The organism is Modicisalibacter sp. MOD 31.J (assembly GCF_020147985.1).
Classification (GTDB): Bacteria; Pseudomonadota; Gammaproteobacteria; order Pseudomonadales; family Halomonadaceae; genus Modicisalibacter; species Modicisalibacter coralii.
Genome location: NZ_JAGXFF010000002.1, coordinates 313,915 through 338,170 on the forward strand (window position 1 = coordinate 313,915; position 24,256 = coordinate 338,170).

General features: G+C 66.5%; 21 protein-coding genes. 4 read left to right on the forward strand and 17 right to left on the reverse strand.

From position 1 onward, the window contains the following. Positions 1-68 precede the first annotated feature (68 nt). Both gcvP and gcvH read right to left on the reverse strand, forming a co-directional pair. Entirely contained in the window at positions 69-2,963 is a 2,895-nt protein-coding gene (gene gcvP / locus KGR00_RS07035) for an aminomethyl-transferring glycine dehydrogenase (protein WP_224417211.1), read from the reverse strand. Between the two features lie 92 nt (positions 2,964-3,055). After that, positions 3,056-3,448 carry a glycine cleavage system protein GcvH gene (gene gcvH, locus KGR00_RS07040; protein ID WP_224417210.1) on the reverse strand — a complete coding sequence of 131 codons (393 nt, stop codon included), beginning with the start codon at positions 3,446-3,448 and terminating at the stop codon, positions 3,056-3,058. Between the two features lie 571 nt (positions 3,449-4,019). Between gcvH and KGR00_RS07045 the strand changes: the two genes are divergently transcribed. Next, complete coding sequence (locus KGR00_RS07045; protein ID WP_224417209.1) at positions 4,020-5,399, forward strand: sodium:alanine symporter family protein; 1,380 nt, start codon at positions 4,020-4,022, stop codon at positions 5,397-5,399. Between the two features lie 39 nt (positions 5,400-5,438). Then, the gene (gene gcvT, locus KGR00_RS07050; RefSeq protein ID WP_224417208.1) at positions 5,439-6,551 is read left to right on the forward strand and encodes a glycine cleavage system aminomethyltransferase GcvT; all 1,113 of its coding nucleotides are present in this window, start codon (positions 5,439-5,441) and stop codon (positions 6,549-6,551) included. Between the two features lie 96 nt (positions 6,552-6,647). Here gcvT and KGR00_RS07055 read toward each other — a convergent pair whose 3' ends face one another. The 6 genes from KGR00_RS07055 to KGR00_RS07080 form a co-directional block, all read right to left on the reverse strand. Beyond that, positions 6,648-7,265, reverse strand: a complete 618-nt coding sequence (locus tag KGR00_RS07055) for an alpha-ketoglutarate-dependent dioxygenase AlkB (RefSeq protein ID WP_224417207.1) — start codon at positions 7,263-7,265, stop codon at positions 6,648-6,650. 48 nt (positions 7,266-7,313) lie between these two features. Further along, a complete protein-coding gene (locus KGR00_RS07060; protein WP_224417206.1) occupies positions 7,314-7,862 on the reverse strand; it encodes a phosphatase PAP2 family protein in 549 nt (182 codons plus the stop codon). Continuing rightward, on the reverse strand, positions 7,834-8,988 hold the full coding sequence (locus KGR00_RS07065; protein ID WP_224417205.1) for a glycosyltransferase family 1 protein: 1,155 nt from the start codon (positions 8,986-8,988) through the stop codon (positions 7,834-7,836). Before KGR00_RS07065 ends, KGR00_RS07060 begins: the two co-directional genes overlap by 29 nt. A gap of 99 nt (positions 8,989-9,087) precedes the next feature. Further along, positions 9,088-10,053, reverse strand: coding sequence for a M23 family metallopeptidase (locus tag KGR00_RS07070; protein ID WP_129138379.1), 966 nt, complete (start codon positions 10,051-10,053; stop codon positions 9,088-9,090). Then, positions 9,972-10,871 carry an acyltransferase gene (locus KGR00_RS07075; protein ID WP_224417204.1) on the reverse strand — a complete coding sequence of 300 codons (900 nt, stop codon included), beginning with the start codon at positions 10,869-10,871 and terminating at the stop codon, positions 9,972-9,974. The genes KGR00_RS07070 and KGR00_RS07075 overlap by 82 nt, the downstream gene beginning before the upstream one ends. Before the next feature lie 96 nt (positions 10,872-10,967). Continuing rightward, positions 10,968-12,917, reverse strand: a complete 1,950-nt coding sequence (locus KGR00_RS07080; RefSeq protein ID WP_224417203.1) for an acetoacetate--CoA ligase — start codon at positions 12,915-12,917, stop codon at positions 10,968-10,970. A gap of 404 nt (positions 12,918-13,321) precedes the next feature. Here KGR00_RS07080 and KGR00_RS07085 point away from each other — a divergent pair, with 404 nt between their 5' ends. Continuing rightward, complete coding sequence (locus tag KGR00_RS07085) at positions 13,322-14,767, forward strand: MFS transporter (RefSeq protein ID WP_224417202.1); 1,446 nt, start codon at positions 13,322-13,324, stop codon at positions 14,765-14,767. 20 nt (positions 14,768-14,787) lie between these two features. Here the strand turns inward: KGR00_RS07085 and KGR00_RS07090 are convergent, their stop codons facing one another. The 7 genes from KGR00_RS07090 to KGR00_RS07120 all read right to left on the reverse strand — a co-directional run bounded on the left by KGR00_RS07090 (position 14,788) and on the right by KGR00_RS07120 (position 21,086). Next, on the reverse strand, positions 14,788-15,555 hold the full coding sequence (locus KGR00_RS07090) for a DUF1338 domain-containing protein (RefSeq protein WP_224417201.1): 768 nt from the start codon (positions 15,553-15,555) through the stop codon (positions 14,788-14,790). An 85-nt stretch (positions 15,556-15,640) separates the two neighbouring features. After that, on the reverse strand, positions 15,641-16,816 hold the full coding sequence (locus KGR00_RS07095) for an acetate/propionate family kinase (RefSeq protein WP_224417200.1): 1,176 nt from the start codon (positions 16,814-16,816) through the stop codon (positions 15,641-15,643). After that, a complete protein-coding gene (locus KGR00_RS07100) occupies positions 16,813-17,760 on the reverse strand; it encodes a bifunctional enoyl-CoA hydratase/phosphate acetyltransferase (RefSeq protein WP_224417199.1) in 948 nt (315 codons plus the stop codon). Before KGR00_RS07100 ends, KGR00_RS07095 begins: the two co-directional genes overlap by 4 nt. Positions 17,761-17,915: 155 nt before the next feature. Continuing rightward, positions 17,916-18,191, reverse strand: coding sequence for a GrxA family glutaredoxin (locus KGR00_RS07105; protein ID WP_129138372.1), 276 nt, complete (start codon positions 18,189-18,191; stop codon positions 17,916-17,918). Between the two features lie 133 nt (positions 18,192-18,324). Further along, on the reverse strand, positions 18,325-19,149 hold the full coding sequence (locus KGR00_RS07110; protein WP_129138371.1) for an inositol monophosphatase family protein: 825 nt from the start codon (positions 19,147-19,149) through the stop codon (positions 18,325-18,327). Between the two features lie 88 nt (positions 19,150-19,237). Further along, complete coding sequence (locus tag KGR00_RS07115; RefSeq protein WP_129138370.1) at positions 19,238-19,774, reverse strand: response regulator transcription factor; 537 nt, start codon at positions 19,772-19,774, stop codon at positions 19,238-19,240. 34 nt (positions 19,775-19,808) lie between these two features. Continuing rightward, complete coding sequence (locus KGR00_RS07120; protein WP_224417198.1) at positions 19,809-21,086, reverse strand: ATP-binding protein; 1,278 nt, start codon at positions 21,084-21,086, stop codon at positions 19,809-19,811. 470 nt (positions 21,087-21,556) lie between these two features. Here KGR00_RS07120 and KGR00_RS07125 point away from each other — a divergent pair, with 470 nt between their 5' ends. Further along, complete coding sequence (locus tag KGR00_RS07125; RefSeq protein ID WP_224424223.1) at positions 21,557-22,798, forward strand: site-specific integrase; 1,242 nt, start codon at positions 21,557-21,559, stop codon at positions 22,796-22,798. Here KGR00_RS07125 and KGR00_RS07130 read toward each other — a convergent pair. Together KGR00_RS07130 and KGR00_RS07135 are read right to left on the reverse strand one after the other, a co-directional pair. Further along, on the reverse strand, positions 22,795-23,016 hold the full coding sequence (locus tag KGR00_RS07130; protein ID WP_224424224.1) for a helix-turn-helix domain-containing protein: 222 nt from the start codon (positions 23,014-23,016) through the stop codon (positions 22,795-22,797). The two genes, KGR00_RS07125 and KGR00_RS07130, sit on opposite strands and share 4 nt — an antisense overlap. Before the next feature lie 200 nt (positions 23,017-23,216). Next, positions 23,217-24,161: a hypothetical protein gene (locus tag KGR00_RS07135; protein ID WP_224424225.1), complete on the reverse strand. Its 945-nt coding sequence runs from the start codon at positions 24,159-24,161 to the stop codon at positions 23,217-23,219. Between the last annotated feature and the right edge of the window lie 95 nt (positions 24,162-24,256).

A 24,256-nucleotide genomic window follows, 5' to 3' on the forward strand; every position in this document is an offset into this window, starting at 1 on the left:
AGAACGCGAACGGCCCCGCATGAGCGGGGCCGTTGCTTTATCTGCCGTGGTCTGGCGTGCCTCGACGCTCAGTCGCGGTAGGCATCGATGCTCGGGCAGGAGCAGATCAGGTTGCGATCGCCGAACACGTTGTCGACCCGGTTGACCGCCGGCCAGATCTTGGCGGCCTTGACGGCCTCCGACGGGAAGGCGGCGAGCTCGCGGGAGTAGGGACGCTCCCAGTCGTCGTCCATCAGATCGGCCATGGTGTGCGGGGCGTTGACCAGCGGGTTGTCGTCGAGCGGCCATTCGCCCTGCTCGACGCGCCGGATCTCCTCGCGGATCGCGATCATGGCATCGCAGAAGCGGTCGATCTCGTAGCGCGATTCCGACTCGGTGGGTTCGATCATCAGCGTGCCCGGTACCGGGAACGACATGGTCGGGGCGTGGAAGCCGTAGTCCATCAGGCGCTTGGCGATGTCCTCCTCGCTGATCCCCGAAGCGTTCTTGAGCGGGCGGATGTCGATGATGCATTCATGGGCCACGGTGCCGTTGATGCCGCGATAGAGCACCTGATAGTGCGATTCCAGGCGGTGGGCGATGTAGTTGGCGTTGAGAATCGCCAGCTCGGTGGCCTCGCGGAGTCCGCGCGCGCCCATCATCTTGATGTAGGCCCAGGAGATCGGCAGGATCGAGGCGCTGCCGAAGGCCGCCGCCGCGACCGCGCCGCTGTCCTCGCGGACCCCGTTGAGGGGGGTGACCACGTGATTGGCGACGAAGGGCGCCAGATGGGCCTTGACGCCGATCGGCCCCATGCCCGGGCCGCCGCCACCGTGGGGGATGCAGAAGGTCTTGTGCAGGTTGAGGTGCGAGACGTCGCCGCCGAAGTCCCCCGGCCGGGCGAGTCCCACCTGGGCGTTCATGTTGGCGCCGTCGATGTAGACCTGGCCGCCATGCCGGTGAACGATCTCGCACACCTCGCGCACCGTCTCCTCGAACACCCCGTGGGTGGAAGGGTAGGTGATCATGATCGCCGACAGAGCCTCGCTGTGCTGCTCGGCCTTGCTGCGCAGGTCGTCGATGTCGATGTTGCCGGTGTCGTCGCACTCGACCACCACGACCTTCATCTGTGCCATGGCCGCCGAGGCCGGATTGGTGCCGTGGGCCGAGCTTGGAATCAGGCAGATGTTGCGGTGCCCCTGGCCCTGGTCGGCCTGATAGCGGCGGATCGCCACCAGGCCGGCGTATTCGCCCTGGGCGCCGGAGTTGGGCTGCATCGAGATGTGATCGTAGCCGGTGATCTCGACCAGAAAGGCGCTGAGCTCGTCGATCATCTGCTTGTAACCCACCGCCTGATCGCCGGGCGCGAAGGGGTGGATCTGGGCGAATTCCGGCCAGGTGATCGGAATCATCTCGCTGGTCGCATTGAGCTTCATGGTGCACGAGCCCAGCGGGATCATCGCGTGGGTCAGCGACAGGTCGCGGTTCTCCAGGCGCTTGAGGTAGCGCAGCATCTCGGTCTCGCTGCGGTAGCGCGTGAAGTTGGGATGGTCGAGAAAGCCCGTCTCGCGGGCACGATCCGCGGGGATGCCGGTGAGGCCGTCCGCGATCACCGCTTCGTCCAGTGCGCTGACCGACAGGTCGTGCTCCTCGCCGAGCAGCACGTCGAACAGCCGCGCCACGTCGGCCGGCGAGGTGGTCTCGTCGAGACTCACGCCGACCCGGCCGTCGCCGTGGAGGCGCAGATTGACCTCGTGGGTCAGGGCGCGCCCATGGATCTTGCCGGCGTCGACCCCGGTCAGGGTCAGGGTGTCGAACCAGCTGTCGTGGGCCAGCGCGACACCGTGGCGGCGCAGCCCCTCGGCGAGGATGGTGGTCAGGCGATGGATGCGCGAGGCGATGGTTCGCAGCCCCTCGGCGCCGTGGTAGACCGCATAGAAACCGGCGATGTTGGCCAGCAGCGCCTGGGCGGTACAGATGTTGGAGGTCGCCTTCTCGCGGCGGATGTGCTGTTCGCGGGTCTGCATCGCCATGCGCAGCGCGGTGTTGCCGCGGCTGTCGCGGGAAACGCCGATGATCCGCCCGGGGATCGAGCGCTTGTGCTTGTCGGTGGTGGCGAAGAAGGCGGCATGCGGGCCGCCATAGCCCATCGGCACGCCGAAGCGCTGCGAGTTGCCGAGGACGATGTCCGCGCCCAGCGCGCCGGGCTCCTTGAGCAGCACCAGGCTCATCAGGTCGGTGGCCACGCAGGCCAGCGCCCGGTTCTCCTTGGCCTGGCCGATCAGCGCGCCCAGATCGGCGATGCGCCCGCCGTCGCCGGGGTACTGGAACAGCGCGCCGAACACCTCGTGCGCGGCGACGTTCTCGGCCCGGTCGACCACCAGTTCGATGTCCAGGTAGGCGGCGCGGGTGCGCAGCACGTCGAGGGTCTGCGGGAAGACGTCGTCGGCGACGAAGAAGCGGTCGCTCTTGACCGCCTTGTTGGCGCGCCGGCACAGCGCCATGGCCTCGGCGGCGGCGGTGGCCTCGTCGAGCAGCGAGGCATTGGCCAGGTCCATGCCGGTCAGGTCCATGACCATCTGCTGGAAATTGAGCAGTCCTTCCAGACGGCCCTGGGCGATCTCCGGCTGATAGGGCGTGTAGGCGGTGTACCAGCCCGGATTCTCGAGCACGTTGCGCACGATCACCGCCGGTGTGTGGGTGCCGTAGTAGCCCTGGCCGATGTAGGTCTTGAAGACCTTGTTCTGGCGCGCCAGGCGTTTCAGGTAATCCAGCGCCTCCGCCTCGCCGCGCGGCGGGTCCAGGTCGAGCTCGCGTCCCAGACGAATGCCGGCGGGCACGGTCTTCTCGATCAAGGCGTTCATGTCGGCGACGTCGAGCGTCTCGAGCATGGCCTTCGCGTCGGCGGCGTCGGGGCCGTTATGGCGATGAACGAAAGCGTCATGACTGACCAGGTCGGCCAGACGGCGGTTATCTGTAGACATGGAGCACCCTGAGTGTGACGGGGCGGTCAGGCCCGGATTGAGAAACGGAAGGGGCACGCTCGAACGCGGCGGGCGATCTCGCCCGCCGTCGTTCAGGCGTCGGTGTCGGCGATCGCGGCGTAGGCGTCGGCATCGAGCAGGTCGTCGAGGGCGGCGCTGTCGCTGGGCTTGACCCGGGCGATCCAGCCATCTTCGTACGGCGACTCGTTGACGGTTTCCGGCGCATCCTCGAGCGCCTCGTTGACGGCGACGATCTCGCCGGCCAGCGGGGCGTAGAGGTCGGAGGCCGCCTTGACCGATTCGATCACGCCGAACTCCTCGCCGGCATCGAGCTCGCGGCCGACGTCGGGCAGTTCGACGAAGACCACGTCGCCGAGGGCTTCCTGGGCATGATCGGTGATCCCGATGGTGACCGTGCCGTCGCCGTTGTCGAGGATCCACTCGTGACTGTCGGTGTAACGCAGGTTCGCGGGGATGTTGCTCATAATTTTTCCTATACGAAAAATGGTTTTCTTTTTAGGGAATCGTATCGCGATTTTGCCTGAATGACGACTCTCTTGTCAGGGTCGGCGACACGGCGGCGATACGAACGCGAGCATTGGTGCCTGACCGTGGGGTAAGGGTGGCCAGATTTGGCGTCTCCGTCCAGTCCTGGAGCGCCATCCCCGGAGTAACGCGCACGCCCCGTCCGGCGACGTGGGCGGCAGGGGCCGCGGGTCCGGGCTATGCTACCACCGGGGATGGCGGATCGGGCGACGTGCTTGCGCCGAGGCGGGTGGCTGGGTAAGGTGGCGATGTTTCCTAAAAGAAAAAAGTTTCTCTTTCCTCTGTCAGGAGACTCGTCCGGTAGTGGCGGCGTTCACCATGAGCTTTGTTCTGACCGGAAAAGAAAGTGCAGTTTTTTCTAAGGTCGAGTGGAGTCGGGGCGGCGGGTTCCGCTATCGTTACGCCGGTTCGTTTCAACCGTCCTGCCGGTCACCATCACGGCGGTCGGCAGGACGGCGCGACACCGTGCACTTGCGTGCCTAACAACAAACTGTCACTGGGAGTAATGACGTGGAAACGTTGACGAATCTACTGAGCGCTATCGAGGGCGTCGTTTGGGGCCCCTTGATGCTGGTGCTGCTGCTCGGCGTGGGGCTCTACCTGCAGGCCGGCTTGAAGGTCATGCCGATCCGCAAGCTGGGGACCGGTTTCAAGCTGCTCTGGCAGGGGCGGACCACCGCCGAGGGCGACGAGAAGGAGGGCGAGGTCTCGCCGTTCAACGCGCTGATGACCTCGCTGTCGGCGACCATCGGCACCGGCAACATCGCCGGTGTGGCCACCGCCATCTTCCTGGGCGGCCCGGGGGCGGTGTTCTGGATGTGGATCACGGCGCTGGTGGGCATGGCCACCAAGTTCTCGGAGGCGGTGCTGGCGGTGCGCTACCGCGAGGTCGACGAAGCCGGGGATCACGTCGGCGGCCCGATGTACTACATCCGTAACGGCCTGGGGCGCAAGTGGGCGTGGATGGGCGGTCTGTTCGCCTTCTTCGGCGCCGTGGCGGCCTTCGGCATCGGCAACACCGTGCAATCCAATTCCGTGGCCGACGGCCTGGGCGAGTCGTTGAACCTGCCGCACTGGCTGACCGGCATCGTGATCATGCTGCTCGCCGGCGCGGTGATCCTGGGCGGCATCAAGCGTATCGCCAAGGTCGCCGGCAAGCTGGTGCCGATCATGGCGATCGCCTACTTCGCCTGCGGTGTCCTGATCCTCGTCATCAATGCCGACCAGATCGGTGCGGCGCTCGGCTTGATCTTCGGGCATGCCTTCTCGCCGGCCTCTGCGGCGGGTGGCTTCACCGGCGCGGCGGTGGCCAAGGCGATCCAGTTCGGTGTCGCGCGCGGCGTCTTCTCCAACGAGGCCGGCCTGGGCAGCGCGCCGATCGCTCACGCCGCGGCACAGACCAAGAACCCGGTTCGTCAGGGGCTGGTGGCGATGCTCGGTACCTTCATCGACACCATCGTGGTGTGCTCGATCACCGCGCTGGCGATCCTCACCACCCAGGACTGGACCTCGGGCGAGACCGGTGCCGCGCTGACGACCATGGCCTTCGACAACACCCTGCCCGGCGTGGGCCAGTACGTGGTGTCGTTCGCCCTGGCGGTCTTCGCCTTCACCACCATCCTCGGCTGGGCCTTCTACGGTGAGAAGTGCTTCGAGTATCTGTTCGGCGTGCGCTCGATCAAGCTGTATCGCGTCGTCTACATCCTCGCCATCCTGGCGGGTGCCGTGGCGCCGCTCGACTTCGTCTGGCTGATGGCCAGTGTCTTCAATGCCTTGATGGCGATCCCCAACCTGATCGCGCTGGCCCTGTTGTCCCCGGTGGTCTTCAAGCTGACCAAGGACTACTTTGCCGGCAAGACGGTGTTGCCGGGTGAAGACCTGAATCGCTGAAGCCCGTTCATTCACGCTCACTCAGGGTGGAGCAACCCGATGACCGATCTCAACCGTACCCCGCTGCACGACCTGCATGTCGAACTGGGCGGCAAGATGGTGGAATTCGCCGGCTACCACATGCCCGTCCAGTATCCCATGGGGGTCAAGAAGGAGCATGAGCATACGCGTACTGCCTGTGGCCTGTTCGATGTCTCGCACATGGGCCAGGTCGTGCTGCGCGGTCCGGAGCCGGCCCGGGCGCTGGAGTCGCTGGTCTGTGCCGACATCGTCGGCCTCGCCGAGGGCGCGCAGCGTTATGCGCTGTTCACCGGCACCGAGGGCGGGATCCTCGATGACCTGATGGTGGTCAACGCCGGCGATCATCTCTATCTGGTGGTCAACGCGGCGTGCAAGGCCCAGGATATCGCCCACCTGCGTACCGGCCTTGGCGGCGAGTATTCGGTCGAGGAACTGGATCGAGGTCTGCTCGCCCTGCAGGGGCCGAAGGCGGCCGAGGTCATGGAGCGGCTGTGTCCGGCGGCCTGCCGCCTGGTCTTCATGCAGCACGGCCGATTCGAGATCGCGGGCATGGAAGTCTGGGTCAGCCGCAGTGGCTATACCGGCGAGGACGGCTTCGAGATCTCGGTCGCCGCCGAGGAGGCCGAGCGCCTCGCCCGGTGTCTGCTCGCCGAGAGCGAGGTCGAACCGATCGGGCTGGGTGCGCGGGACTCGCTGCGACTCGAAGCCGGCCTCTGCCTGTATGGTCACGACATCGATCAGTCGACGACGCCGATCGAGGCCAGCCTGATCTGGGCGATCGGCAAGCCGCGGCGCATCGGTGGCGAGCGCGAGGCCGGCTTCCCGGGGGCCGACGTCATCCTCCACCAGTTGCAGGCCCGTGATCATCGTCGCAAGCGTGTCGGCCTGCTCGGCGAGGGGCGCGCCCCGGTGCGCGAAGGCGCCGAGCTGTTCAATGCCGACGATCGTTCGATCGGCTCGGTGACCTCCGGCAGTTTCGGGCCCTCCGTCGGCCAGCCGGTGGCGATGGGCTACGTGGCGATCGACGAGGCCGAGATCGGCAACGTGGTCTATGCCGAAGTGCGCGGCAAGCGCCTGCCGATGACCGTCAGCAAGCTGCCCTTCGTGGCGCCGGGCTACCACCGAGGGTAACGTTTTATACCGTTATCTTCTATGTGACGCCTACCGGGCCGCCTCGATCGAGGCGGCCTTTTCGTTTGGGAGACGGCGCCTTGTCGTCGCCGGGGCTCAGCCCGGCATGACGCGACGAAACGTCAGGCTGATCCGCAGGCCGGGAATGGCGCGCGGCAGCAGCGCATGCTGCAGGCATTCCTGGACGCCCGCCCCCATGACCAGCAGGCTGGCGTGGGGCAGCCAGACGTTGAAGGGGTCGCGCGGCGGCTGGCGCCGGCGGAATCGCAAGGGCCGCTCGGCGCCCAGGCTGAGCGCGGCGACCACCGGTTCATGACCCAGTTCCGGCTCGTCGTCGGCATGCCAGCCCATGCGCTCGTCGCCGTCGCGGTAGCGGTTGAGCAGCACGCTGTTGAAGTCGGACGTCACGCCCAGCTGGTCGATCAGCGCCCGGGCCCGCTCGCCGAGTTCCTTCACCGCGGGATGCCAGGGCCGGGGCGCGAAGTCCTGGCCGGAATAGCGGTAGCGGGCCTCGGCGTCGCCCATCCAGCACTGCGAGCGCGGGATCGGGTGGCGGCGACCGTACAGGGTCAGGGTCGGTGTCTCCCAGGGAATCTCGCGGTCGAGCCGCTCGAGCAGATGCCACCCCGCCTCGACCGTGACGGCACCGTCGAGCCGCCAGAGCGGGGGCGAGTCGAGTAGTCGCTGCCAGTTGGGAGGGTTCGGTTCGGTCATGCCGGCAGGTTGGCATGTCGACGCCGACCTGGCCAGGCCCGGACCCGTTTACCCCGGCAACGGGTACAGCCAGACACTGGCGCTGGCCAGCAGGTAGCCGAGCAGGGCGCCGGCGGCGACATCGCTGAGGTAATGCAGACCCAGCACCACCCGCGACAGGGCGATCAACAGCGCCAGCGGCGCGATCCAGGGGATCAGCGCCGGGGCCAGGGCGATCGTCAGGGTACAGAAGCTCACCGCGTGCAGGGTGTGCCCGCTGGGGAAGCTGTAGCGGTCCAGCGGTGGCATGGTGCAGGGGATCTGCTTGAAGGTGATGTAGGGGCGCTCGCGGCACAGCCGGGTCTTGAGCAGCCGGTAGACCAGCGCGCCGACGGCCGCGGTGGCGGCGAACTGCAAGCCGGTACGCCAGCCCTGGGTGTCGTCGGAGAGGCTCACCACGAGTGTCAGAAGCACCCAGGCGGGCCAGTCGCCGACCCGGCTGGCGAAGCGGAACAGCCAGAGGATCATTCGATAGCGGCTGTAACAGGCCAGACGGTGGCAGGCCTGCCATTCCAGGGTATCGAGTCGTTCAAACGCCGGAAGGTTGCGGTGTGTCATGAGGCGTCTCCTGAACGTGACGTAGCGTGGCCAGGAAGTCGTCGGCGATCGACGACCAGCCCTGGGGCTCGACGCGCAGGCGGGCCGCGCGCCCCAGACGGGCGGCGAGGCCCGGGTTGCGACACAGCGCGAGGGCCGCGTCGATGAAGCCCTGGTCGTCGTCGAGCGCGACCGTGAAGCCGTGATGCCCCGTCTCGATCATCGCGGCCGCCGCGGCGTAATCGAAGGCGACGATGCCCAGCTCGCTGGCCATCGCCTCGAGGACCACGTTGCCGTAGGTTTCCGAACGCGAGGGGAACACGAACAGATCGGCGCTGGCATAGTGGCGCGCCAGCGAATCGCTATCGACGAAGCCGGTGTAGATGGCCTCGGGGAGGCGGCGTTCGAGTTCGCCGCGCAGCGGCCCGTCGCCGACGATCACCAGCTGCAGGGCGGGGCTCGTGGCGCGCATCGCGCGATAGCTCTCGATCAGCAGATCGAGGTTCTTTTCCTGGGCGAGGCGGCCGACATGCAGCAGTACCGGCTGCTGTGGGTCCACGCCCCACTCCCGACGCAGGGCCGGGTCCCGGCGATGCGGGCCGAAGTGGCGGGTATCGATGCCGCGGGCCATGACGCGGACGCCGCGGAAGCCGCAACGCGCCAGCTCGTCGGCGCGTTGCCGGGTGGGTACCAGGGTGGCCCGGGTCCGGTTGTGGAAATGGCGCAGCACGGCGCGCACCGGCCAGGCCAGCCAGCGCCAGCCGTAATCCCCCGCGTAGTGATCGAAGTTGGTGTGAAAGCCGCTGACCACCGGGATACCGAGGCGTCGGGCGGCATTCAGCGCCGACCAGCCCAGCGGGCCTTCGGTGGCGACGTAGATGGCATCGGGGCGCTGCTCGCGCCACAGGGCGAGCAGCCGGCGGCGAGTGGGCAGGCCCAGTTGCACGTCGGGGTAGCCCGGCGCGCGAAATCCGCGGACCTGGAGTTCGCTGGCGACGTGCTCGGCGCGTCCCGGCTCCCGGGGCGCCGGGCGTACCAGTTGAATCGACACCCCGCGTCGATGCAGTTCGCGACTCAACTGGCCGAGGGTGTGCGCCACCCCGTTGATGTCCGGTGCCCAGGTCTCGCTGACCATGGCGATGCGCATGCGCGTGTCTCCCGCGTCGAATGAGCGACGGGGTCAGCATCGCCGCCGGGGATGACAGCGACACGACAGCGCGGTGAACAGTGTGTGACGCCGCCGGCCTCAGCGCAGCACCTTGCGCGGGTCGATGGGCTTGCCGCCGTGACGGACGTCGAAGAGCAGGTCGTAGCGGTGGGTGACGTTGCTGTAGCCGACCGTGCAGACCGGCGTGCCGGCGGCGATCGTCTGTCCCTCGCGAACCTCGAGCTTGTCGCACAGCGCGTAGACGGTCTGCAGGTTGCCGTCGTGGTGGACGATCACCACATGCCCCAGTTGCCGCATGGTGCTGGCGAAGCGGACGTCGCCATCGGCCACGGCATGGGCGACGTCGCCGCGCTTGGCGGCGAGCAGCATCGGCTGCAGGGCGCCGCGCTTGTCGCGGCCGAAGGCCCGCACCACGCGGTAGTCGTCGAGCGGCCAGGGCCAGGCCCGCTGCTTGGGCAGCGGGCCCGGATCGGGCAGGCTAACGGCCCGGGTCGACTTGGGTTTGGGCTTGCGCTGGGCCGGCGTCGACTGGCGCGTGCTGCGCGTGGCAACGGCGGTGCGGGTGCCGCCGGACAGGGGGACGCGAACCAGTTGGCCGACGTCGAGATCGGCGGGGTCGAGGCCGGGATTGGCGGCACGGATGCGCCCCGCGGTGGTGCCGAAGCGACGCGCGACGGCCGTGTAGGTGTCACCGGGGCGGATCTGGTAGCGATACGGGCCGCCGGAGGGGGCGCGCTCGCGGCGGCTGGGCACCAGAATGCGCTGGCCGATGCGCAGATGGCGGGCATCGACCCCGGGATTGAAGCGCTGCAGGCGGACCAGCGGGACACCGGCGCGCCGGGCGATTTCGCCCAGGGTGTCGCCGGAACGAATGGTCACCCAGTTGCCGGCCAGCACCGAGGTGTAGCCGGAGGAGATCCGGGGCGAGTTGGCGCAGCCGCTCAGCAACAGCAGGAGCAGTATCAGCGCGCCGACACGGTAGCGGCCGAGCCCGTCGCGGAGGCGAGCCGGCGATCCTTTTCCTGCCACAGCGCGTTGAGCCATTGCTGAAAGCGTTCCTTGTACTCCGGGTCCTGATGATAATCGCCCTCGAGCATCCACTCGGGCACGGCGATGCGCCGCGCCTGCAGGCTGACCGGCCCTTCGCGTCCGCACAGGAAGTCCCAGAAATTCGGGCATTCCCGCGCGTAGGCGAGGGTGACATCGAGGATGCCGCTCAATTGACGGCCCAGCAGGCCGATGACCTGGGCACTGCCGCCGGCCTTGGGGCGCAGCAGGTGGCGGTAGGGGCTGGCCTGCTCGCGTTGCTTGGCCGGGGTGAAGCGGGTGCCTTCGACGAAGTTGTAGATCGCCATGGGCGTCTGGCGGGCCTGATCGCAGAGCCGCTGGGTCGCCTCGCGGTCGCGGCGGGCCAATGCCGGATTGCGGGCCAGCGCCTCGCGCTTGTAGCGGCGCATGAAGGGAAACTCCAGGGCCCACCAGGCCAGCCCGATCACCGGCACCCAGATCAGCTCGCGCTTGAGGAAGAAGCGCGGCATGGGAATGCGCCGGTGCAGGGCCATCTGCAGCAGGAAGATGTCGGTCCAGCTGCGATGGTTGGCGATCACCAGCCACCACTGGTGGGGCGACAGCCCTTCGGGCAGATGAATGTCCAGTACCGGACGCAGCCAGCGCCGCATCCACCACAGGTTGGTGCCGATCCAGGCCAGGGCGATGCGGTTGAGGCCGCCCAGCACACGCAGGCGCCAGCGGCGGGTCGGGGTGACCAGCTTGGCCAGCGTCAGCGCATACAGCGGGACCGCCCAGAACAGGGTGCTGACCGTCAGCAGCAGCACGCTGACGAGCCCCTTGAAGATCGACATGCCATTCTCCGTCAATGACTTGCCGACCATGCTACTGCAAGCGTGTCGGGCTGCCCAGCGTCCCGGCTCACTCCTGGCTCATGACGCCGCTGACCGTCACGCCTGCAGTTCGGGCAGATTCTCGTAGAGTTCGAGGGCTTCCGGGTTGGCCAGCGCGTCCCGGTTCTCGACCGGCCGGCCGTGGACCACGTTGCGTACCGCCAGTTCGACGATCTTGCCCGACAGGGTGCGCGGGATGTCGCTGACCTGGACGATGCGCGCCGGCACGTGGCGCGGCGTGGTGTTGTCACGGATGGTCCGGCGGATGGTGTCGCGCAGCGCGTCATCCAGGGTCAGCCCGTCGCGCAGGCGCACGAACAGCACCACGCGCACGTCGTCCTGCCATTCCTGGCCGATGCACAGCGACTCCAGCACCTCCTCGACCTTCTCCACCTGACGGTAGATCTCGGCGGTACCGATGCGCACGCCACCGGGGTTGAGCACGGCGTCCGAGCGGCCGTGGATGATCAGGCCGTCCTCGGGGGTGATCTCGGCGTAGTCGCCGTGGGCCCAGAGGCCGGGAAAGGCCGCGAAATAGGCCTCGTGATAGCGCTCGCCACCGGGGTCGTTCCAGAAGCCGATGGGCATCGACGGGAAGGGTCTCGTGCAGACCAGTTCGCCCTTCTCGCTGCGTACCGGGTGGCCGGCGTCGTCGACCACCTCGACCGCCATGCCCAGGCCACGGCACTGCAACTGGCCGCGATAGACGGGGCGGATCGGGCAACCCAGGGCAAAGCAGGAGACGATGTCGGTGCCCCCCGAGATCGAGGCCAGCAGCAGGTCTGCCTTGATCTCGCCGTAGACGTAGTCGAACGACTCGTGGGTCAGTGCCGAGCCGGTGGAGAGGATCGCCCGCAGCGCCGAAAGGTCGTGCTCGCGACCCGGCGCCAGGCCTTGCTTCTCGCAGGCGGCGAGGTACTTGGCGCTGGTGCCGAACACGCTGATGCGCTCCTCGGCGGCCATCCGCCACAGCGACCGTGCGTCGGGGGCGAAGGGCGAGCCGTCGTAGAGCACCAGCGTGGCCTCGCAGGCCAGCCCCGAGACCAGCCAGTTCCACATCATCCAGCCGCAGGTGGTGTAGTAGAACAGCACGTCGTCGGCGGCGAGATCGGTGTGCAGGCGGTGTTCCTTGAGGTGCTGCAACAGTGTGCCGCCGGCCGAGTGGACGATGCACTTGGGCGCCCCGGTGGTGCCCGACGAGAACAGGATGTACAGCGGATGGTCGAAGGGCTGCGGCTCGAACTCGAGGGGCTCGGCCGCGTCGTCGAGGTAGTCGTGCCAGCCGACCGCCTTGTCGATGCCGCCGATATCCGGCGTGTCGCGGAGAAAGGGGAAGACCACCACCCGGTCGAGCGAATCGATCGCCCGGCCGATCTCGGCGACGCGCTGGCGAGTGTCGATCGCCTTGCCGTTCCAGGTGTAGCCGTCGGTGGCGATCAGTACCTTGGGCTGGATCTGGCCGAAGCGGTCGAGCACGCCGTGAAAGCCGAAGTCCGGCGAGCAGGAGGACCAGACCGCGCCCAGGCTGGCGGTGGCGAGCATGCCGATCACCGCGTGCTCGCTGTTGGGCACGAAGCCGACGACCCGGTCGCCGGGGGTCACGCCGTTGTCGCGCAGGGCGTGAGCCAGACGCGCCACCTGGGCGTGGAGGTCGGCGTAGCTCAACTCGCGGCGACGGCCGCGCTCGTCGCGGCACACCAGCGCTGGCTTGGCGTCGCGGCGGCGCAGCAGGTTCTCGGCGACGTTGAGCCGGGCCTCGGGGAACCAGCGGGCTCCGGGCATGGCGTCGGGACGGGTCAGCACGGCCTCGCCGCGTCGTTCGGCGATCACCCCGCCCAGCTCCCAGACATAGGGCCAGAAGGCCTCGAGGTTCTCGACGCTCCAGGCGTGCAAGTCGGCGTAGTCGGCCAGGGCCAGGCCCCGGTCGCGATTGATGCGCTGCATCAAGGCGTACATCTGGGTGGCCTCGATCGTTTCCCGTGACGGCTGCCAGAGTGGCGTGGACATGCTGACCCTCCTTTTCCGCGTCAGGCTGGTGATGAGCGGCGCTCGCAAGCTCGACCTTGTGGTCAGTCTGGCTCCGAATGCCGCCGCTGACCAAGGGCGTGATACGCCCGGGCCTGGGTGGCGATACCGGGCTCGACAGCCGGTTTCGCGGGTGTGTCACCCGGCGGCGATTTTTTGAGCGCGGCGGCGGGGGCGGCTCGGTCTCTACGTCGGCGGGGCTTGTTCAGCCGCCACTCACAACCTTATGCACAGTTTCTGTGTATAACTCCCCGACCGGACGAGGTTTGGTCCGACTGGGGTTAAGCGGCTAGACTCTACCCACTTTTGCGATGCCCATCTCCGCCGGCCTTATTTCGGGCCGGCGGTCTCGTTTCGTCGATCACGCATCTTGGAGGAGGCCCGACTTGCGCGGATTACCGGCGACGCTGCCGATTCTCTTCGTCTGTGAAATCAGTTTTCTGCTCGGCCACGGGTTGATCATGACCCTGCTCGGGGTGCGCATGTCCCTCGAGGGTTTTCCCTCCCAGATGGCCGGCCTGCTGATGTCGAGCTTCTCGCTGGGCTTCGTGCTGGGCAGCTATTTCCTCGAGAAGCGCATCCGCTCGGTGGGGCACATCCGGGTCTTCGCCGCCTGCGCGGCGATGCTGGCGGTCACCGCGATGCTCCACGGGCTGTGGGTCAACCCCTGGGCATGGCTGGTCTGGCGTGTCGCCGGTGGCGCCTCCACGGCGGGCCTGTTGATGGTCATGGAATCGTGGGTCTCCGGGGAATCGAGCAACGACAACCGCGGCAAGGTGCTGGGCTGGTATCTGGTCATCTCGACGTTGTCGCTGGCCGGCGGCCAGTGGATGCTCAACATCGCCGACCCGGCGACGATGGTGCTGTTCTCGGTCTCGGGGATGCTGTTCGCCCTGTCGCTGGTGCCGCTGTCGATCCATCGTATTCACGGCCCCTCGCAGTCGAGCCACGACGTCGCCCACAAGATCAAGCTCAAGGAACTCTACAAGCGTGCGCCGGTGGGCCTGGTCGGTGCCTTCACAGCCGGGCTGATGGTTCAGGCCTTCTTCGCCATGACCCCGTTCTTCGGTCAGGAGATCGGCCTGTCGACCGGCCAGACGGCCCAGTTCATGGCCACGACCACGCTGGTCGCGCTGATCGCCCAGTGGTCGCTGGGGCGTATCTCCGACCGGCTCGACCGGCGCAAGGTGATCCTGTGCATGGCGGCGATCATGGCGGTCACCGGCGTCTTCATCTCGGCCGCCGCGGCCTACAGCTACCTCATGCTGCTGGTCGTCGCCTGCTTGCATACCGCCATGCTGCACACGCTCTATTCGCTGAGCCTGGCACACACCAACGACTGGCTGGAGCCCAGCGAGATCATCGCCGCCAACGCCAAGCTGATGATCTGGTACGGCATCGGCTCGATCATCGGGCCCTTCAGTGCCTCGCTGGTGATGCAGGTGGTTGGCCCCGAGGGGTTGTGGCTGTTCCTGGGCGCGGCGGCGCTGGCGCTGGCGATGTTCGTCATGGTGCGCCTGCACGGAACCCGCACGACGACGCGGCCGGAAATCGCGCAGGAGCCCTACGCGCCGATGCCGATGATGGAGACCCCGCACTATCACAGCGAACTCGACACCCGCCACGATCCCCAGCAACTGGAGTTCGACTTCGAGTACTACGAATACGAGGAAGAAGCGGCGCTAGCCGCGGAAGACCCGCGAGAACCCGCCATGGAGGACTCGCGCGACAGCGCGGAAGAGGTCGAGGACGATGAGCAGGACCCGTCGCGGGGGCGACGCCCGGATCCGCAGCCTCGCGCGACCTCGCTGTCCTTCGATCGGCCCGATTGAGTGAGCCGCTGGGGTGACTGTCAGGCGACCTCGCAACGAGTGTGGCGGGGTAGCAGCAGTTCGGCGGCGCGCTCGCGCTCGCCGTTGATACAGCGCTGGACGATGGCCAGCCCGCCCAGGGCAACCCGGTGTTCATCGCCGTCGGCGAAGGCGATGCGCCGTGTGCAGGCCGGATAGTAACGGTAGTCGAGCAGGGGCGAGATCGGGAAGATACCGTGGCGGCGGTCGGCATTGCCGACCAGCCCGGCCTGGCGCAAGTCGTGATCGACCTGCGCCAGGGAGCCCCCGAGGCGTTCGCAATCGAAGCCGACATGATGCAGGCGTGGCCCCAGCGCCGCCAGCCAGGCGGCGAGCGGGTGGGCCTGGTGGAGCATCCGGTAGGTCGCCCAGTCGGGCATCGGCCACGGACGCCCGCGACAGAGCAGGTTCTGCCCCTTGCAGTCGGCGGGATGGGCATCGCCCACCAGGCTCTCGAGACGGCGGCGCGGTTCGCGGGTCAGGGTCCCGGGCTGAAGTTCGACCAGCAACAGCCAGGCGCCGTTGTCGGCGGGGGACAGGCAGGTCACCAGCACGCCGCGGTCGGCCATGGCGTACTGTCCGGCCCGTCGATAGCCGAAATGGCCGAGCGTGGGCAACAGTGTCTCGGTGCTGAAGGGCCCCTGGTTGAGGGTCACCAGGGCGAGGTACTCCGCGGCGGGCGCATCGACCCACAGGTCGAGCGCCCCGAGGTCGGGGTGCAGGTGGACATAGTCCAGCCACAATTGCTGCAGGAACTCGTCGCGTTGCATCGGTGGTGCTCTCCCAGGCGGTGCCTTGACCAGTATAGGTGCTGGGAGTCGCAGCGCTTTCAACGCCCGCGAGGCTGTCCCGGGCTCAGCATGAGGCGGCCGACCCGGTGTCGAGGCAGTCGATCGTTGAACGCTGAATTTCGGCTTCCTCGTCGGCCGCCATGATGGCGACCGCCGGTCCGCTGCCGCGGTCGAGGCGTTCGGCATGACGGGCATTGGCCGCTTCGTCGATATCCACGCCCAGCCAGCCCAGGCCCGCGCAGATCGCCTGGCGGATCGGCGCGGCATGCTCGCCGACACCGGCGGTGAACACCAGCGCATCCAGTCCGCCGAGCAGGGCGACGAGCGCTCCCGTCTCGCGAATCACGCGCTGCACGAACAACTCGATCGCTTCTCTCGCCGGCGGTGCCGGGCTCTCGAGCAGGTCGCGCATGTCGTCGGAGATCCCCGAGACGCCGTAGAGCCCGCTGTCGTGATAGAGCATGTGCTCGACCTCGGCGGCGCTCCAGCCCCGGGATTGCATCAGGTAGAGGATGACCCCCGGGTCGAGACTGCCGGCGCGTCGGCCCATCACCAGCCCATCCAGGGCGGTGAAGCCCATCGAGGTCGCCTGACTTCGGCCGTCGCGCAGGGCGCACAGGCTGCAGCCATGGCCCAGGTGAGCGACGATCACCCGCCCGCGGCCGCGCTCGCCGAGCCGTTCGGGAAGCCGGCGCGCGGTGTGGGCGTAGGAGAGCCCGTGAAAGCCGTAACGCAGGATGCCCTCGTCGGTCAGCCGTCGCGGCAGGGCAAAGCATTGATTGACCCAGGGCTGGGTACGATGGAAGGCGGTGTCGAAACAGGCCACCTGGGGCAGTGTCGGCCAGCGTTCGTGCAACTGCTCGATGATCGTCAGGGCGTGGGGTTGATGCAGGGGGGCCAGCGGAATCAACGCCTTGAGCCGTTCGATCACCTCGCGATCGATGCGCCGGGGCGCGGCGAAGTCGCGCCCGCCATGCACGACGCGATGGCCGACCGCCGTGAGCGGCGTGCCTTCGAGCACCGCGTTGACCCAGTCGAGCAGCGGGGCGACGACTGCCTCGTGCCCGCGGCCCTCGACGCGGAACGCGTGCGCGCTGGCTTCACCGGTATCGAGCGTGAGTCGAGGCGCGTCGTTGATGCGTTCGATCTGGCCCCGGGCCAGCGCCGCGTCGGCGTCGAACAGGGCGAACTTGAGCGATGACGAGCCGGCGTTGATGACCAGGATCGGGGAGCGGCTCATGGCGACGCCTCATGGTGAACGACCAGGCAGGCCAGCGCCGCGGAAGCCAGGCGGGCGGCGATGTCATCGCTGCGGCTGGTAAGCATGATCGGCACCCGGGCGCCCATCACCAGTCCGGCGGCCTGGGCGTCGGCCAGGTGGATGAGCAGCTTGGCGATCATGTTGGCGGCCTCGAGATCGGGCGCCACCAGGATGTCGGCCTGGCCGGCGACGTCCGATGTCAGCCCCTTGGTGCGCGCGGCCTCGACCGACACGGCGTTGTCGATGGCCAGCGGGCCGTCGAGATCGCCGCCGCTGATCTGGCCGCGCTGGCTCATCTTGCACAATGCCGCGGCCTCCACGGTCGAGGGGATGCGGGGGTTGACGGTCTCCACCGCCGAGAGGATCGCCACGCGCGGGCGGGCGAGCCCCAGGGCGTGGGCGAGCTCGATGGCGTTCTGGATGATGTCGCGCTTGGCGGCGAGGTCGGGCTGGATATGCAGGGCGCCGTCGGTGATCAGCAACGGGCGCGGGTAGCTGGCGACGTCGAGGGCGTAGATGTGGCTCATCTGGCGCTCGGTACGCAGACCGGCCTCGTGGGCGAGGACGGCACTCATCAGTTCATCGGTGTGCAGCGCGCCCTTCATCAGCGCGCGGGCGTCGTCCTTGGCGGCCAGCGCCACGGCCGTCTCCGCCGAGGCATGGCTGTGCGGCGTGTCGACGATGGTCAGGCCCGCCAGCGACTCGCCGAGGGCCTCGGCGGTGCTCTCGATTCGCGTGCGCGGGCCGACCAGCAGCGGTTCGATCAGGCCCTGGTGCCAGGCGGCCAGGGCGCCGCCCAGCGAGGGGGCGTCGCAGGGGTGGACCACCGCGGTGCGGATGGCCGGATAACCGCGGGTCGCCTCGATCAACTGGCGGTGGCGATCGGCGACGCCGGCAGGGCTCGGGGGCGTTTCGGGTGCCATGGGCTGGCCTCCTGGCAAGACGAGGATCATCCGACTTTAGGCCGGGGCCGGAACCGGCGCCAGCGGCATTGCGAGACCCTTGATCTGCATCAGCCCGTGGGTGCCAACGCAGACGCCGGCCCTGGGGGCCGGCGTTGCGGTATTGCCGATGGCGGTCAGTTGACCGGCGATTCGGGCATCAACTGGTTGTCGCGAACGTATTGGTCGAACTCGGTGAAGCCGCCGATGTGGGTCTGGTCGACGAAGATCTGCGGCACGGTTTCCACCGGCTTGCCGATGGTCTTCTCCATGTCGGCCTTGGTGATGCCTTCCTCGTGGATGTCGATGTACTTGTAGCTGAAGTCGTCGCGCAGGTTGCTCAGCTGGTCGGCGAGCTCCTTGGCGCGAACGCAGAACGGGCAACCGGGACGTCCGAAGATGACGGTAAGCATGCAATCTCCTGTCGGTGAAACCTGAATTCGTTGGCGGTCAACGGCGACGTTGCGCCCATTGTTCCGCAATCCGACCCTGGGCGCCAATAGCGTCTGGCTACGCGGGCCATTGCGGGCTGCTATAGGATGTGGCTCAGCGCGTGGCGGCCTGCGGGTCCTCGTCGGCACGCTGCAGCAGCTTGCGTAGCGCGACGTAGATGTCCGGGGCGGCCGCGACGATGTGTTCGCCGTAGAGCTCCTCCGGGATGCCGGTCGGGCAGGGGTAGACGTGCCCGGTGCGGGCGCCGCTCTCGCGAGCGATCAGCAACCCGGCGGCGAAGTCCCACGGCGAGACGCTCTCGTAGTAGGCGTCGATCCGGCCGCTTGCCACGTTGCACAGGTCGAGCGCGGCGGAGCCGCAGCGGCGCGCGTCCTGACACTGTTGCATGACCGCCGCGAACCGGCGCAGCAGCGGCGTGCGGCCATCGAGGCGATAGGGAAAGCCGGTGGCGATCACGCTGCGCTCGAGCTTGCTGGCCAGGCTGGCGCGGATGCGCTGTCCGTTGCGCTGGGCCCCGTCGCCGCGGATCGCCGTGAAGGTCTCGTCGAGAAAGGGCGCATGGACGACGCCGATCTGGACCTTGCCGTCGAGCGCCCAGGCGATCGACACCGCGACATGCGGCAGGCCACGGGCGAAGTTGACCGTGCCGTCGATCGGGTCGACGACCCACAGCGGGCCGCCCTGGCCGAGCGTCTCGCGGTCGGGGGCGAGCTCCTCGCTGAGCCGCGTCTCGCCGGGAAAGTGTGCCTCGAGGCGTTCACCGATCAGGCGGTCGACGGCGACGTCGGCATCGGTCACCAGCTCGCTGCCTTTCTTGTAGCGCTGCTCGAAGTTCTGACGCTCGCGGGCCTGGCGGATCTCTTGCCCGGCCTCTTCGGCGATCCGTGTCGCGATGGCGAGCCGCTCGGCAAGCTGCATTGGGCCTCCTGGATGCAGAGTGGGGTAGCGTGAAGGCCTCTCAGTCTAGCATCGCCGCGCCGCTGGCCCCAGCCGGTGCGGGCGGCGATCAGCGCCTTACCGGGCGCTTCTGCAGCTTGCGTTGCAGGGTCCGGCGGTGCATGCCCAGCGCCCGGGCGGTGGCGGAGATGTTGCCGTCGTGCTCCTGCAGGACCTTCTGGATGTGCTCCCAGGTCACGCGGTTGATCGACGGCGGGTTGTCGGCGATATCGATGTCGGGGTCGCCGCCGTCGCGATCGAAGGCGGCGAGCACCTCGTCGGCGTCGACCGGCTTGCACAGATAGTTGACCGCGCCGAGCTTGATCGCCTCCACGGCGGTGGCGATGCTCGAATAGCCGGTCAGGACCACCACGCGGCAGTCCGGCACGATCGCCAGCAGGTCGGGCAGCAGCTTGAGTCCCGAGGAGTGCTCCAGCTTGAGGTCCAGCGTCGCCAGGTCGGGTGGCGAGCGACGCGCCAGGGCGAGGGCCTGTTCCTCGTCCGCGGCGATGAGCACCTCGTAGCCGCGGCGGCTCAGCGCGCGCTCCATGACATGGCAGAACATCTCGTCGTCGTCGACGATCAGCAGGCGTTCCGGTGTGGGCATAGCGTCTTCCCCTCGTGGATGGTCGATGGCCGCGTCATTCGCCGGCGATCAGCCGGGGCAGCTTGACTTCGGTCAGGGTGCCGCCCTCTTCGTGATTGTAAAGGCTCACGCCGCCGCCGAAACGGTTGATGGTGGCGTGGGTCAGGAACAGGCCGATGCCCATGCCCTTGCTCTTGGTCGAAATGAAGGTCTCGCCGAGCTGGTCGGCGATCGACATCGCCACGCCGGGGCCGTGGTCGCGGATGTCGATGATCACCTCGTCGTTGTTCCAGTCGAGGCTGATGACGATGCCCTCGGGGTTGGCGTCAGCGGCGTTGTTGAGCAGGTTCATCAGCGCCTGCTCGAGGGTGGAGTCGACCGCCAGCATCGGCGTGCCGCGCTTGCCGAGGATCTCGATCTGATGGGTGACGTCCGGGCGCAGCACCAGCCAGCGCTGGATCACCCCCTCGAGCCAGGCCTGGGCGGGGCGCGAGCTGGGCTCGGCGAGACGCCGCCGGTCGGCATTGGCGACCAGGTTCTGCAGGCGCGACTTGCAGGTATCGACCTGCTGGCGCAGCAGGTCGATGTCGGCCTCGAGGGTCGGCTGGCCGGCCACATCCTGACGCATCTCCTTGAGCAGCACCGCCATGGTCGACAGCGGGGTGCCCAGTTCATGGGCGGTGCCGGCCGCCTGGGTGGCCACCGCCAGCACCTGCTCGTTGCGCAGGGCCGCCTCGCGGGTGCGCGACAGCGAGATGTCCCGCCGACGCAGGGCGTGCGCCATCTTGAAGATGAAGTAGGTGACCAGCCCCGCCGAGAGGCCGAAGTTGAGCCACATGCCCAGCACGTGCAGGCTGATGCCGGGCCCGATCATGCCGTGACTGAGCTGGGGCACCGGGTCGTAGAACAGCATCAGGAAGGTGTAGGCGGCCATCGCCGCGCTGGCGATGATCCAGGCGTAGAGCCAGGGCAGGGTCGCGGCGGCGATGGTCACCGGCACCAGGTAGTAGGTGATGAAGGGGTTGGTCGAACCGCCGGTATAGAAGAACAGCAACGACAGCCCGGCGATGTCGGCGAGCAGGTGCAGCAGGTATTCGACGTCGGTCACCGCCCGCGGGCGGCCCAGGCGCCACCAGGAGGCGATGTTGATGAAGCCCATGGCGATGATCACGCTGATCACCGGCACCACGCGCAACTGGAAACCCAGCACCTCGATGCCGAAGATGATCGCGGCGAGAAAACCGGTCCAGGTGATCCCGCGCACGAAGGTCAACCGCACCAGATTGCGGTTGGGGGTCGACAGGGGCAAGGGCAGGGGCGTGGGCTGTGGCATGGCGGCTCCGAGGTCAGGCTGGGGGCATGATAACCGAAGACGGCGACGGTCTCAGCGGCCGTGGCGGCCGCCCGGGCTACAACTCGTGCCCGCGAGGCCGTAGAATTGGCGGCCTTCGATTCACGCACGCCCATCCGCCCGACCGCGAAGCCTCGCTTGGCCGACCGGGTGGGCAACGAGACGACGACCATTCGATGTCAGACACCCAGACCGCTCGCGAAGCCGAGCTGCGCAGGACTTTCGCGATCATCTCGCACCCCTATGATTCTGTGCGTGACACCGAGTGTCATCTTGAGGCGTAAACTACCCGGAACCCGCTGTTTATGGCCTCTTAGCGCCGTTCTGGTGTGACACGCTGTGACGATGTGTAGCGGCGCGAGACTTGCCAAACGTGTACAAATCCGAGTACAAACTCACCCTTTGAGACGAGCGCTGGCTCGCTTGTACATATTATTGGCAGGAGGGTGGTCATGCCGCTCACAGATAGTTGGCTGAAGGCCAATCATAACAAGGAGATTCCCAAGACAGTTACCCGTAGCGACCGCGACGGTCTGAGCGTGAGAGTGTCGCCCAAAGGTAAGCTGACCTTCCAGGTTCGCTATCGGTACGCCGGGCGTGCACAGCGCATCGATATAGGCGCCTATCCCATCATGAGCCTCAAACGTGCTCGGGAGGAAGCGCTGCGCATCCATGGCATGATCCAAGACGGCAAAGACCCCAAGTTGGCCAAGGAGCGTGAGCGGGGCAAGCTGGCCGAGGTGATCAGCGTAGAGGAGCTGTTTCGTGAGTGGTACGCCAAGTACTGCTCAAAGCACAAGGCGGAACCCTCGCTGATAAAGCGAAGCTTCGAGATTCACTTGTTGCCCGAGATCGGTCGACTCCCTGTGGATCAGTTAGAGACGCATCACTGGATCGAGGAATTCGAGCGGGTCGCTGTCTTTGCTCCGTCGATCGCGGAACGCCTCCTGGTCAACTCCAAGCAAATGCTCAACTGGGCGACGCGTCGCAAGGGCAAGTTGGTGCCTGAGAATGTCATTGCGCACATTGGGGCACGCACGGATCTGCACATCAAGAAAAATATCGTGACGCGCGTGCTATCCGCTGACGAGCTTGCGTTGGTTTGGGAGGCGCTGGATAAGTCCCGGATGACGCCCAAGAACGTGCTCTTCGTCAAGCTTTGCATGGTTTTTGGCTGCCGGACGGGAGAGGTTCGGTTGAGCAATATCGAGCATTGGAATCTGGACAAAGGTGTCTGGACGGTTCCACCGGAGAATCATAAGACAGGAAAGGTGACGGGAAAGCCTTTGACTAGGCCCATTATCGATCCGGTAAAGCCGTTGGTCGAGGAAGCCATGCGGCTGTCATCATCGAAAGGAGAGGGGCCACTGTTCAACAATAGGGAAAGTGCGGCGAGGATTGGGCGCAGCTCGATATTGCCGCTGCCTTATAACATCATGCAGTGGGTCCGGCGTCACCGGAAGGTGAACATGGAGCATTGGTCTATGCATGACCTGAGGCGCACGGTGCGCACCAACTTATCCGATCTCACGGCCCCGCACATAGCCGAGACGATGCTGGGGCACACCATGCCCGGGCAGTGGCGGGTCTACGACCACTACGATTATCTGCCAGAACAGGCGGCTGCCTATCAATCCTGGTGGGAAAGGCTGCAATCGTTCGTGTCCACTGAACATGCCAGCGGCAGCAATTAGTGTACCTGTATGTCATTGTCCGCCACCTCGGAGGCCTCCGTGAAGCTCAGCTCGAAGTCCTCGATGTCATCAATCGCCCAGCGGTTGAAACCCGACTTTCCGCTGATGCGCGGCGCCGGAAGCGGACGCTCTTTACGCTCCATCCAGCGGTACAGTGTGCGGCGGTTGATCTTATAGCGAGCACATAAGTCGTTGGTGGTGAGGTAGCCTTTAACCATCTGATTTCTCGCGGGTTACTCTCTGCTTTCGTGTACCAGGGGTGGCGCACTAATGTGATCGCCACCTCAGCAATTATGTAGAGCGCAGCGTATACCAGCGGCAAAAAGCAGTAAGCGTTAAATGGGCTATCTTGAGAGGGGGGTTGATTGGGGAAGGCAAAATGAGACGGCAGATCGTATCGATCCACCGCCCCGAGTGCTCACGTACCTCTAATTTCACGAGTGACATCAACAAGCTGCGCTCGAAGCCTGATTGCCTCATCGCGATACTCCTTAGTGCGCTCCTTAATCCGGCGATCACGCCCCACCATATCGAACTCCCACGGGTTTGCGCGGCGTTGGCCAGGTGTCTGAGAGCGCTCGGATACCATTGTTCTTGCTCGATCTCGGGCATCCCCCCAGCCCGACAGCTTGCGGCCAGCAGGATCCTCGACCCAGCTTTGGATAGCCAGCCCCTTGAGGTTGACTGTTTCGGTCAAGCGCTTCGTATCCCCATTCGGGGCAACATGCCACCTCGTTCCACCGTGGTTGAATGTCGGGCCTACCTTGCTTTCGCGTGCCCTGAAGACACCGAAGAGATGCAGGTACTGAAGCGAACTTCGTAGAAGGAACAAATCATCCTCTTCCTTCCAGACCTCATGCATCCGCATGCGAACGAAGTGCAAAGCGACATCCAGCCACTTGTGCAAACGAGAGACATTGATGCAAACACGAGCGCGTTCACGCTGAAGCGGCTGATCGAGTTTTGGATCGAGCGGCTCCGGCTCAAAGCTCCAACGCACGATATAGTCGCGATAGACTTCCTGAACACGGTCCGCCACGTTTTCCCATCCTCTGGGCAGTTGTTCACCGAGAAGCGTGTGTCGCTGCTCGGCCTCGAGGCACAACGCGCAGCGCGCACATGTTGCCTCTTCATGGTATGCGAGCAGGGCCCAGTCAGACCCTGTACACGCAGGCGTTTCGGTAAATCGTTCTATCCGGTGCCATTCAAAGGCAGTGACCTGATGTCCTCGCCAAGCTGGGGTCAGGTTTTCCTGGTCCCCCCGCAGTCTTACCGGGACAGGGCGATCACCCTTTTTATCGTGGAACCTGACAAACGGTTCGCCCTTGCGATCTAATTCAATGACGAGGTGTTGATTCCGCATCCTTACATCTCCTTCGTGCCTGTCGCTCATTCATTTGTGAAATCGAGGGCATGGATCGCATCCCTCCCCTTGAAATCACACTCCTGCGAGATAAC